A 12,402-nucleotide genomic window follows, 5' to 3' on the forward strand; every position below is an offset into this window, starting at 1 on the left:
AAGAGGATGAGAGACATCAAATTGGTGGAAGTCAGATCGGAATTAGCCGCTGGAACCAGGGGGGCCAGCATGGGAATTGATGCCCTAAAAGTAGCCAGCCTGGATAAGAAATCCGACTTTTTCACCAAATTCGATCCTGTCAATGTAAAAGATGCCAATGATTACCTTTGGCGGGGCAATGAACATCCCTATGCAAAACATATCGATGGAGTTTATGAGGTAATTCATAATGTCTACACCACCATCCGGGACTTGCGAGAAAAAAGAAAATTTCCGATTGTCCTTGCCGGAGATCATTCCACCGCTGCAGGCACGATAATGGGTATTAAAGCTGCCCATCCCGAAAGAAAACTTGGAGTAATATGGATAGACGCACATGCAGACTTGCATTCACCTTTCACAAGCCCTTCCGGAAACATGCACGGCATGCCATTGGCCATGTGCCTGGGAATTGATAATCTGGAACAAAAACTAAACGACCCCCTTCCGGGAACTGTAGCCTATTGGGATAAACTCAAAAACATAGGCGGAGAAAAACCAAAAATTTCACCCGAAGACATCGTATTTATCGGCGTAAGGGATACTGAATATCCGGAAAACTACCTGATAGAAAAGTACGGAATCACCAACATTTCCGTGGCAGAATTGCGCACTTCCGGCATCCCTTCTGCAGCATCCAAAGTTTTGGATAGGCTGAAAGCCTGCGATCAAATTTACATTTCCTTTGATGTAGACAGCCTGGACACTTCTATTTCGAAAGGAACCGGCACCCCCGTGCCCGACGGATTGACTTTATCTGAAGCTGTGCAACTCAATGAAGCATTGATCAAGGATAAAAGGGTGTGTGCCTGGGAAATTGTAGAGGTTAATCCTACGCTGGATACAGAAAATGCCATGGCTGAAAATGCCTTTGAGATATTGGAATCTACCACCAGGTCCCTGGTACAAAACTTCTAAGTTGCCAAAATTTATAATCCCGGATGCTTTTCCATAAACATTCTGGCGAATGCTGTAACATTAGGATACATGTTGGTTTCCTCGAGCACTTCAATGGCAGAAAAAAAACGGACTTCACAACATTCAGGTGAAGGGACAAAGCGCAGGTGTTCCAGTTCCGTAAGGTATATGACATTGGCAATATAAACCCCTTTATGGTTTTTTACCGTGAAAAAAAAACAAGGTTGATCGGCAATAGCACTTGTTTTGAGTTGCATTTCTTCCCATATCTCCCTTTTGATTCCCTCCTGAGCAGATTCTCCATGGTCTAGTCCTCCACCGGGCAGCTCCCATATGCCATTGTCCTCTTTGACCAAAAGAAAACGATGGTTCTCATCCAGAATGAGTGCTTTTACACTTATCCGGTAAAAACATTCCGGTATTTCCAATTCCATGAATTCAGTTATTTTTCTGGTTTGAGAGCCAGGCAACTTTCTGGACAGGCACATGTTCACGACCCAGGATATCCCGGTAAAGTTCCGGTCTGCGTGCATTCTTGTACCTAAACCCACCCGCCTGCTTTAGCTTTTCCGGGTTTAGGGTAGCAAGGGCAAAATCATCATCCAATTTCCGGCATTCTGTGATGATATCTCCAAAAGGGTCAATCACCATCGAACACCCATTTTTCAACTGATCATCATCCATGCCAATTGGATTGGAAAAAACAGCATATATGGCATTATCATAGGCCCTGGCCGGGAGCCATTTCATGAGCCATTGGCGGCCCTTCATTCCATCAAATTCAATCCTCAGTGAAGTTGGGTCTTTGTGCCTGTTATCCCAAAGGAGGGGATCCACAAATCCCGCCCCAGGCCTGGAAGAAGGGGTACACATGGTTACATGCGGCATGAAAATCACATCTGCCCCCAATAAGCTGGTAGCTCTTACATTTTCTATAATGTTGTTGTCATAGCAAATCAGTATACCACAATTCCAGCCATGTATATCAAAAACAGTATATGAAGATCCCGGGCTGAGGTGGGGATTGATAAAAGGGTGCAGCTTGTGGTGCCTGGCTTTCAGCCCTTCTCCATCCACACAGACATAGCATTTGTACATGCGCTCCTCTTTATCCTTTTCAAAAAGCCCTGCCAAAATGGTTATTTCATGCCGCCGGGCTATTTGGATAAGCCGTTCAACGCTGGGGCCATTTGGTACAAATTCAGCCAAACCCAACATCTGTTCACGATTTAATTTGCGGGCAAATGTGTATCCTGTGATAGAACATTCATGAAAAGCAATCACCTTTGCCCCCTGACTGGCAGCCTTTTGGCTTATACTTTCAATAATCTCCAGATTATACGCTTTATCCCCACTTCTGTGTTCAAATTGTGCAGTTGCTACTGTTAACTCTTCCATAATCAAAATCCAATGAAATTTATCGGGCAAAATATTGCCCCCGGGCTATTATTGCAATTCTTCTTTTATAGCGGCCAACAAGGAAAATTCATCCGGACTGTCTGCCTGAACATGCCAGACCATTACCCCTCCCAATCCTCTTGCTTTTGTCAGGGCGGTTTTTCGTTTGATGAGCTCTTGGCTGTTATAATACAATACCTTGAAATCCGGATCAGAATCCATTACTTCCATCGGTGCAATGGAACAGGAAAAAAATCCGATAATTGTAATTATCAGGCGAATCAACATGACGTACGTATTGTTTGATTTGATGTAACAATTTAATGTTCATCCTTCAAATAACAATAATTCAGTAGGAAATATTCTTTTTTACCAAACCAGGGTAGCGATCACTGGCAAATGATCTGAGGCATAGGTTTCATGGATCACCCGGTGGTCCTTTACCGAAATCTCAGTGTCTGGTCTGTAAAATATAAAATCTATGGCCTTTTTGGGATCTATCACTGGAATGGTAGGTGGGCAATCTTCCTGACAAGTCCTGGTAAAATGACGGTCCAATTGATCAATGGCCTCAGATCCTATTACGGCATTGAAATCTCCGGCCATGATCAGCGGCAAGGTTTCCTTCTCAAAATAAGCGGTAATATCCCTTGCCTGGTTGGCCGCATTGGTATTGCTGCTAAAATCAAGGTGGGTAGAGGCAAATTTTAGTTTCTCTCCGTCAGGTAAGGTAACCAGCACTACAAGCATAGCCCTGGGTTCAGTATTCTCTGCTGAGGACAATTGTAATTTTTCTTTTTCCTCGATGGGAAACCGGGACAGAATGGCATTTCCATATTCACCTCCCTGGAAGGAAATAGATCTTTCAAAATAAAAATACATCCCGGTCATTTCGGCAAGCATTTTGGCCTGGTGCAGCCCTGAACCTGAGCGTTGGGTATACACATCCACCTCTTGCAAGGCCACCAAATCGGCCCCACTATTTTTGATTACTTTGGCTATGGCCGGTAGATCTATAGAATCCGGAATAGATGGTGGGTTGGCATGGTGAATATTATAAGCCAAAACTTTCACTCCACTTTGGCCAAAAACGGGAGTAGAAAGCCCCAAGATTGAGAGGCCAAACAACAGGCAAAACAGAAAATGACAGGAGACAAAAAAGATAATTTTCATAGGATAAAGGGTTCAGATATTTAATAAAATTTAAAGATAGGAAATCGGTTTTAAAATATAGTTTTTGTTTAGCTTTCAATTTACTTCCTAATATAAACCCCTTACAAGTACCTGTCCAAAAAATTTGTACTGCCTCATGATTTATATATTTTTTATTATAAAAGGACTCAGGCAATTTTAAGATTGCAAAATATTGAAGCAAAAGTCAGCCCATATTAAGAATAAGACTTTCAGGTTAAACCATTTATCTATTAAAAAATGAATTTTAAACATTATTTTTTGATTTTTACATATTTTTTTAGCTTTTTTAAAGTAATTCAAGGGAAAATTGCATGATTATTTTTAGGATATGGGTACTTTTTTAATTAAAATCAACCTCAATTTCACAGTTATAAATCTAAGATGAACAGCAGTGCTGCCCACATTCCGGAAAATGAAAGCGAAAGATTAAAAGCTTTGTACGCCACCCAACTTCTGGATACCCTACCTGAATCTTCTTTTGACAAATTAACAGAGTTAGCCGCAGAAATCTGCCAAACACCCATAGCTCTGGTTACCCTTGTGGATCAGGAAAGGCAGTGGTTCAAATCCAAAGTAGGTCTGGATATTTATGAAACCAAAAGGTCAGATTCATTTTGCCAGTATACCATTATGCAAGATGACGTTTTTTTGGTAGAAGATGCTTCCAAGGACCCGCGGTTCGAAAAAAACCCATACGTTAAAGGGGAAGAAAAATTCAGATTTTATGCCGGATTTCCCATAAAATCTGAAACGGGCATGAATTTGGGCACCCTTTGTGTTTTGGATAAAAAACCCAGAAAACTGACGGACAAACAAGTAAAGGCTCTTAAAACCCTTTCTCTTGAAATAGAGACACTTATACAATTAAAGGTAGAGCGAATCAAACTTAAAAAGTTGAACCGCAAACTGGAAAAAGTTCTGACAAATGTTGGGGACCTGGTACTTCTGATTGATCATGATTTCGTGATCCGGGAATATTTCTCCATTAAAAACAACCATTTGATGTTTCCGGCTGAGGATTTTTTGAATAAAACCATCAATAATTCCGGATTATCCGAAAACCTTGTGGGATTGTTTGAAAGCATGCTCGAAGAGGTTTTTTCAAAAGGGCAAAAACTTTACAATGAATATTCTCTTGATGTTCGCGGAAAAAGGGACTGGTATGAATTTACCTGCGAACCCCTATTCAAAGACAAAAAAGAGGTGTTATGTATTATTAACTTAATTAGTCCAAAAAAGCAGCAGGAATTAAAGATAAAAGATCAGGAAAAAGAGTTTAAAGAATTTTTTGAGCAGGCTCAGGGAATGATGTTCAAACATGATTTGCAGGGAAAAATCCTACAGGTCAATAAGGAGGGTGCTGCCATGCTGGGATATACTTCAGAAGAAGTATTGGGCTTAAACATGAAAAACCTCATAGAAAGACCTGAATTATTTGAGCAATATCTTGCTGAAATGCTAAGGGAAAAAAAATTCAACGGCAAAAGAAGGTTGGTATCAAAAAATGGCTCCCCTGTAACCTTTCATTTCAACAATGTGCTTTTTGAATCGCAATTGGGAGAATCCTATATTTTAGGCAATGGCCTGGACATGTCTGCGTATTACAAGGTTCATGATGAGCTGGAAGACGTGGCCAAAGCAATCTCCGAGGAAAGAACATTGCTTCGCACCATTATAGATAACATCCCTACCAATATTTATGTAAAAAACACCCGATATGAAAAAACATTGGTAAATAAAGCAGAGCTGGACTATTTGGGATTCAAAGAGGATAAAGAAGTTTTGGGATCAACTGATGAGATGCTCTTTACCGATGTGAGTGCCAGAGAAGCCCAGGAAGAAGACGAAACTGTCATTTCTTCCGGCCAGATCATTATCAATAAGGAAGTAGTCCAGGAACAAAAAAACGGAAAGAAAAGGTATTGTCTGATATCAAAAATACCTTTGAAAGACGATTCAGGCAAAATTATGGGGATGGTCGGCCTTACCCATGATATCAGTGAAAGAAAAAAGGCAGAAATCGCCTTATTGGAAAAAAGCAGAAGACTCGATGCCATCATTAAGGGTACTCATGCAGGCACCTGGGAATGGAATATCAAAACAGATGAAATCATCATCAATGAGAGGTATGCAGGAATGCTGGGATATTCCCCAGATGAGCTTTTGGAATTCACTTCCAAACAGTGGAATGAACTTTGCCACCCGGATGATTTCCTTCACCGGGAGCATCTACTGCAAAAACATTTTGATAAAAAAACTGACCATTATCAAAGTGAAATACGTCTACGGCACAAAACCGGCCACTGGGTTTGGATTCAGGACCGGGGCAAAGTTTTTACCTGGGATGCAAAAACCGGAAAACCTTCACTGATGTACGGAACCCACCAGGACATCAGTTCCAAAAAAGAAACAGAAAACCAGCTTAAAGAGGCAAAACATAGTGCTGAAAATGCCAACAAAGCAAAATCTGAATTCCTGGCCAACATGAGCCACGAAATACGGACGCCCCTGAACGGTGTCATAGGCTTCACTGACTTGCTGATGAAGACCCCACTTTCAGACACCCAATTGCAATACATGAATACGGTTTATCAATCCGCTCATTCCCTTTTGGATCTGATCAATGACATCCTTGATTTTTCTAAAATAGAAGCGGGCAAAATGGAACTGTCCATTGAGCGATCCGACCTCTATGAATTGGGCACCCAGGTTGCAGATATTACCAAATATCAGGCCCATTCCAAAGGACTGGAGCTACTGGTCAATCTTTCTCCCGCTTTACCTCGCTTTATTTTCGCCGACGATGTTCGACTTAGGCAGATTTTAGTAAACTTACTGACCAACGCAATAAAATTTACTGAATTGGGAGAAGTAGAGCTAAAGGTTGAAATGAAGGATAAAGGCAATAGTGAAAGTTCCCCAACTTTGTTTCGGTTTTCTGTAAGGGATACAGGAATGGGAATACCTTATGAAAAGCAAAGGAAAATATTTGAAGCCTTCTCTCAGGAGGATGCCAGCACTACACGAAAGTTTGGGGGTACCGGGCTGGGACTGACCATATCCAATAAGTTATTGGAATTGATGGGCAGTCAATTGCAACTCGAAAGCGAGCCTGGAAAAGGAAGCCTTTTCTTTTTTGACATCCATCTCATGGCCGAAAAAGGGGAAGAAGAGCAGTGGCCTGATAATCACCATATAGAAGAGGTACTGGTAGTAGATGACAATGACACCAACAGAAATCTGATTCGCGAAATCATGGAATCCAGGAATATATCCTGTCATCAAGCTCCTAACGGGATGGTAGCCTTACAACTTCTTGAGACGAAAAAAAATATTGACCTTGTATTTATGGATTTGCGGATGCCCTTTCTGGACGGTATCGAGGTAACAGAAAAAATCAGAAAATTAAAACACCCGAAATTGTCCGGTTTGCCAGTAGTTTTGCTCAGCAGCTCCAGTGATGATGCCTTGGATCGGGGTAAAATGGAAACTTTAAAAATCCAGCACCGCATTTTAAAACCAATAAAAATCCAGCAGATTGCGCAGGTGCTCAGGAAAATCACCCAATCTTCAGAAGGAGATGAAGTAATAATGGAAGAAGATCTTCAGGTACAACAAAACCTTCTGGCCAACAAAAAACATGTTGTTCTGATTGCCGAGGACAATCCGATCAATATGAAACTATCCAAGATCATCCTGTCTAAAATCAGTCCCACTATTCAAATTGTGGAGGCAGACAATGGGCTAAAGGCCTACGAATATGTCATCCGTCAAAGGCCGGATTTGGTATTGATGGATGTGCAGATGCCCATTATGAACGGATATGAAACAGCCAAAGCCATACGGTCAGTCAAAAACGGTAAAGACCTCCCCATTATTGCGCTTACAGCCGGCACTGTCAAAGGAGAAAAGGAACGGTGTCTGGAAGCTGGTATGGATGACTACCTGAGCAAGCCACTCGTGCAAAATAGCCTAACCACCATGATTATGAAATGGCTGCTACCCGAACAGCAATCGGTTAAGGAAAAAAAACAAACGGAAGAATTTCAGGACTTCAGGAGCAAACATTTCGATAAAATCCATCTGCTTAGCCTGTTTGATGGAGAAAAAGCCATAGGAAGAGAACTGTTGAAAATTGCCAGATCCACTTTAGAGGAAAGCAGTAAGAAACTCAGGGAGGCACTTCAAAGTAAAGATGAAAAAATCCTGCTGGAAGTAGGTCATAAACTAAAAGGGTCGGCAGCAACTGCCGGATTCTTTAGATTGCTTCCTTTAACAGATCAATTGGAAAAAAGAGCTGATTCAGGAAAGAATCAGGAACTTTTTGAATTGGGCAAACAAATACGGGAGGAGTTGGATTACCTTCTGGAAAATTATGGTGATTTTACATTGTAACTAAAATCAGGGTCAGGTGAAAATTCTGCTTTAAATCCTTTTAGGTAGGGCGAAAAGAGAACCGCCATTTTTTCTTACCTTTGGTGCTCTTAAAAAACAAACCACAAAAAATCCAATTATGCCCGAGACCAAAATATTCTCAGGTTCAAATACGCTCTATTTGGCCAAAAGTATTGCCAAAGCCTACGGACAAACCCTCGGCGACCTGACCCTTGCCAAGTTTAGTGATGGAGAAATGTCTCCCAGTTATAACGAATCTATCAGAGGTTGCAATGTATTCCTCATTCAGTCTACAAACCCTTCAGCTGACAATCTCCTTGAACTTTGCCTCATGATCGACGCAGCCAAGCGGGCAAGTGCCTATAAGGTTTGTGCGGTTATTCCCTATTTTGGATACGCCCGACAGGACCGCAAGGACCGTCCCAGGGTCAGCATTGCGGCCAAGTTAATTGCCAATATGCTAACTTCCGCCGGTGCCGACAGGATCATGACCTGCGATCTACACGCAGGGCAAATCCAGGGATTTTTTGATATTCCTTTGGATCATTTAAACGGTTCAGCTATATTTGTGCCCTATTTGAAAAGCCTGGATTTAGGCAACCTGATTTTTGCTTCACCTGATGTAGGCGGGGTAGGAAGAACCAGGGCTTATGCCAAACATTTTGAAGTAGATATGGTCGTCTGTGACAAGCACAGAAAAAGAGCCAATGAAGTGGCTTCCATGCAGGTGATCGGAGATGTAGATGGAAAAGATGTGGTTTTAATCGATGACCTGGTGGATACAGCAGGCACTATGTGTAAGGCAGCGAATATCCTTCTGGATAAAGGGGCTAATTCCGTAAGAGCCATCTCCACTCACGGTGTACTTTCAGGGAAGGCATATGAAAACATTGAAAAATCCCAGTTGTCGGAATTGGTGATTACGGATACTATACCGGCTAAACAGGAATCGTCTAAAATCAAAGTGCTGACTGTGGCGGATTTATTCGCCAAAGCCATCCATGCGGTGACGGGAAACTCTTCAATCAGTTCACTATTTATTCAGTAATAATTTTAATTTTAACCAAATATATTCATGAAATCAATTGAGATTATAGGGTTTAAAAGAGCAAATCTCGACAGAAAATCCCTGGATGTCCTTCGGGAAGAAGGGAATGTCCCCTGCGTAGTATATGGCCCCGGAATCAAGGAGCAGATACATTTCCATTCTCCGGCTATTTTATTCAGGGACTTGATCTATACCCCGGAAGTTCACATGGTAGATCTAAACATTGAAGGAACCACCATAAAAGCCATCCTCAGAGAGGCGCAGTTTCACCCGGTAAGTGAGGTATTGCTGCACGCCGATTTTTTGGCTTTCAGTAGTGATAAAGCCATCAAAATGGAAATACCAGTTAAACCATTCGGGAATTCCCCAGGTATTATCAAAGGGGGTAAATTGGAAATAAAAACCCGTACCCTTTTGGTTAAAGGTTTGGCCAATGACTTGCCCGATGAAATTCCAGTAGATATTTCTTCTCTTGAACTGGGTAAATCAGTGAAAGTAGCCGATCTGAATGTAGAAAAGTTTGAGTTGCTGAATAGTCCCAATGTGACCATCGCAACGGTTGGTATTCCAAGAGCATTGAGAGGCAAAAAAGGTGAAGAGGAAGAAGGAGAAGTTTAATTCTTTCATTCTTTGCAAAACATTCCCAATCCTGCCCTGTTTTTTCACAGAGCAGGATTTTTTCTTGCTAAACCATTTGGTACACTCTACAAATAAATTTTAGTGAAAAGCAATAGACTTAAAAAATGAAATACCTTATCGCAGGCCTGGGAAATATCGGACCGGAATATGAATTGACCCGCCACAATGTAGGTTTCCTGATATTGGATAGACTTGCGGACAAGGAAAAACTAAACTGGGAAAGTAACCGCCTGGCCTTTAATTCACTTTTTAAGCACAAGGGAAGGCAAATCCATTTAATAAAACCGACCACCTATATGAATCTCAGTGGCAAGGCGGTCAATTACTGGATGAAGGAATTGAAAATCCCCAAAGAAAATGTTTTGGTGGTGGTTGATGATATTGCCTTACCTTTTGGTAAATTGCGGATGAAGTCAAAAGGATCTGATGCAGGCCATAACGGACTGAAAAATATTGCCGAACTCACTGGAGGACAAAATTACGCCAGACTACGATTTGGTATAGGCAACGATTTCTCCGCAGGTCGCCAAATTGATTATGTTCTGGGCAGATGGTCTCAACAAGAGATAGATTTTTTACCAGAAGCCATGGATAGGGCAACAGAGATGATTATTGCCTTTTGCACTATCGGGCTTGAAAAAACCATGAATCAATACAACCAATAAAGCATGCCTCACATTAATCTCGGGATACAGATAGTCCCAAAAAGTAAAACAATAGATAGCTACCCCTTAGTAGACAAAGCCATTGCCGTCATTGCTGCTTCGGGTGTGAAATACGAAGTAACCCCTTTCGAAACAGTAATGGAAGGCCCTGAGGATCAATTGATGGCAATAGCCAAACAGGCTCAGGAAGCAGTACTTGCAGCAGGCGCTGATGAAATATTGGTCTATTACCGCATGCAGATTCGACCTGGCAGTGAGGTTAGTATGGAGGAAAAAACCAGTCCTCATCGATAAACTTTCCAGTTATGATCCGGCAAGCCAAGAAAAAGCCATGCATCAATCCATTAAGAAGGATGGAGCGGCCGGTGTTTGTATTTTTCTTGTTTTTATGCTACGCTGATCTATCAGGGCAAAGTCTGCCCGTAAACTTTCCCTTGTATCAGGACTACCTGAGAAGACAACAAATTGCAGGGGAGTTTCCTATTGAACATAGTTTTCAGCTTTTACCCCTGCAAGCCGAATTTACTGAAAAACAACACATTTTAGCAGACAGCAACACCAACCTGGGATTTACCAAACCCTTATTACCTGGAAAAAGCGGAATCCAGTTTCACCTTTTGCCGCTGCTACTCAGCCAAAATTTCAATGCTTCTTACCCCTATGGTTGGGGAGAAGGGCCTATACTACCCGCCAGAGGCTTTCAGCATTTACTGGAAGTAGGATTTCAGGCCAATTTTGGGCCTGTTAGCCTGCAGCTATACCCCCAATTTTTCCATGCCCAAAACCTGCCATTCCAGGAATATGACAACTCTCTTCCCGAGATATTTTTTATTCGGATAAGCAATTTTATTGGCCGGCTGGATATTCCCGTCAGGCACGGCAACCAACCCATTCGCCGGGCTTTGCCGGGTAATTCTCATTTAAAAGTTAATTTCGGTGCTTTTGCAGCAGGAATATCTACGGAAAACCTCTGGTGGGGCCCGGGAATACAACAGGCTTTGCTAATCAGTGACAATGCAGAAGGCTTTCCCCATGCCACCATCCATACACGTAAGCCTGCCAGGACAGCCATAGGCCACTTTGAAGGTCAATATTTTATGGGTAAATTGGGAAATTCCCACCTGCCCTACTATAGCGACAGCAGTTTTGAACGGTTTAGAACATTTCCCGATGATTGGCGCTATTTTACGGGAATTACACTAAACTATTCCCCAAAATGGGTGAATGGCTTATCCATTGGTGTGGGAAGAACTTTTATGATGTACAGCAGAAAACTGGCTGAAAATGGCTGGGCTGCCTGGTTTCCTGTTTTTGAAGGTCTGCAAAAAGAACGTGTCGGGCTGAATGCATCTAGAGCCCGTGAAACAGACCAGCACTTTTCTGCTTTTGGACGTTGGGTTTTACCAAAAGTGAAAATGGAAATTTATGGAGAATTTATTCGGACAGATCACGCCTTAAACTGGCGGGAATTGATACTCAACCCTGAACATGCACGGGGTTATACCTTGGGATTCAGCAAAATAGTGCGCCTTAGGGAAAAAAAGCAGGTTTTCATCAACCTGGAAATGACCCAAACCGAAAACAGTATCAACAACCTGGTAAAATACGAAGGCAGCAATTTTAATTTTAATCATGGTGGACTGGGGCTTTACGAGAATTTTCAGGTGGTCCATGGCCTGACCCATAAAGGAGAAATAATCGGATCCGGCCTTGGGCACAGCGGCAACAGTGCCAGGTTTACCGTCAGCAAGGTAAATGGCCTTAACACCTGGGGATTCTCCCTGGAACGGCTGTCCAGAGACAATAATTTCTATAATTTCAATCAGGCCAACGGGCTGGATCTGCTCCCATGGGTAGATTTAAGCCTGGGAGCCCATTGGGAAAAAAAAGTGGGGCATTTTCTTTTTTCAGGCAGGGCACGGCTAATTCGCTCTCACAATTACAATTATGGAATCAAACAAAGCAACTCTCTGGGAGACATTGGAGAGAAGCAGCTAAATTTTCATTCCAGAATCAATTTGGCCTACCTTTTTTAAACCCATTTAGGTAATAACCTGGGATTTAAAAAAAATTGGAATGGTGGGTGCTAATCCTTTCATCATGAAA

The 12,402-nt window shown here is 42.1% G+C and carries 11 protein-coding genes; 7 read left to right on the plus strand and 4 right to left on the minus strand.

The genetic code is table 11. The annotated features are described in order from the left end of the window. Positions 1 to 6: 6 nt before the first annotated feature. Complete coding sequence (gene rocF, locus G9Q97_RS23985) at positions 7 to 957, plus strand: arginase (protein WP_166151704.1); 951 nt, start codon at positions 7 to 9, stop codon at positions 955 to 957. 11 nt (positions 958 to 968) lie between these two features. On the opposite strand, the gene G9Q97_RS23990 is transcribed toward rocF, so the two are convergent. From G9Q97_RS23990 to G9Q97_RS24005, 4 genes are all read right to left on the minus strand, one after another. Then, entirely contained in the window at positions 969 to 1,391 is a 423-nt protein-coding gene (locus G9Q97_RS23990; RefSeq protein ID WP_166151705.1) for an NUDIX hydrolase, read from the minus strand. A gap of 4 nt (positions 1,392 to 1,395) precedes the next feature. Further along, positions 1,396 to 2,355 carry a nitrilase family protein gene (locus tag G9Q97_RS23995; protein WP_166151706.1) on the minus strand — a complete coding sequence of 320 codons (960 nt, stop codon included), beginning with the start codon at positions 2,353 to 2,355 and terminating at the stop codon, positions 1,396 to 1,398. A gap of 48 nt (positions 2,356 to 2,403) precedes the next feature. Then, positions 2,404 to 2,643 carry a hypothetical protein gene (locus G9Q97_RS24000; protein ID WP_166151707.1) on the minus strand — a complete coding sequence of 80 codons (240 nt, stop codon included), beginning with the start codon at positions 2,641 to 2,643 and terminating at the stop codon, positions 2,404 to 2,406. Positions 2,644 to 2,724: 81 nt separating this feature from the next. Further along, the gene (locus G9Q97_RS24005; RefSeq protein WP_166151708.1) at positions 2,725 to 3,528 is read right to left on the minus strand and encodes an endonuclease/exonuclease/phosphatase family protein; all 804 of its coding nucleotides are present in this window, start codon (positions 3,526 to 3,528) and stop codon (positions 2,725 to 2,727) included. A 402-nt stretch (positions 3,529 to 3,930) separates the two neighbouring features. On the opposite strand from G9Q97_RS24005, the gene G9Q97_RS24010 reads away from it, so the two are divergent. From G9Q97_RS24010 to G9Q97_RS24035, 6 genes are all read left to right on the plus strand, one after another. Beyond that, complete coding sequence (locus G9Q97_RS24010) at positions 3,931 to 7,944, plus strand: response regulator (protein ID WP_166151709.1); 4,014 nt, start codon at positions 3,931 to 3,933, stop codon at positions 7,942 to 7,944. Positions 7,945 to 8,062: 118 nt separating this feature from the next. Next, positions 8,063 to 8,992 (plus strand): ribose-phosphate pyrophosphokinase, encoded by a 930-nt coding sequence (locus tag G9Q97_RS24015; protein WP_166151710.1) that lies wholly within the window; start codon positions 8,063 to 8,065, stop codon positions 8,990 to 8,992. Between the two features lie 27 nt (positions 8,993 to 9,019). Further along, positions 9,020 to 9,610, plus strand: coding sequence for a 50S ribosomal protein L25/general stress protein Ctc (locus G9Q97_RS24020; RefSeq protein ID WP_166151711.1), 591 nt, complete (start codon positions 9,020 to 9,022; stop codon positions 9,608 to 9,610). Between the two features lie 125 nt (positions 9,611 to 9,735). Then, on the plus strand, positions 9,736 to 10,296 hold the full coding sequence (gene pth, locus G9Q97_RS24025; RefSeq protein WP_166151712.1) for an aminoacyl-tRNA hydrolase: 561 nt from the start codon (positions 9,736 to 9,738) through the stop codon (positions 10,294 to 10,296). A gap of 3 nt (positions 10,297 to 10,299) precedes the next feature. Then, entirely contained in the window at positions 10,300 to 10,590 is a 291-nt protein-coding gene (locus G9Q97_RS24030; RefSeq protein WP_166151714.1) for a thiamine-binding protein, read from the plus strand. An 11-nt stretch (positions 10,591 to 10,601) separates the two neighbouring features. Beyond that, the gene (locus tag G9Q97_RS24035; RefSeq protein WP_166151716.1) at positions 10,602 to 12,332 is read left to right on the plus strand and encodes a capsule assembly Wzi family protein; all 1,731 of its coding nucleotides are present in this window, start codon (positions 10,602 to 10,604) and stop codon (positions 12,330 to 12,332) included. Positions 12,333 to 12,402 lie beyond the last annotated feature (70 nt).

The organism is Cyclobacterium plantarum, from assembly GCF_011290685.1.
GTDB classification, from domain to species: Bacteria; Bacteroidota; Bacteroidia; order Cytophagales; family Cyclobacteriaceae; genus Cyclobacterium; species Cyclobacterium plantarum.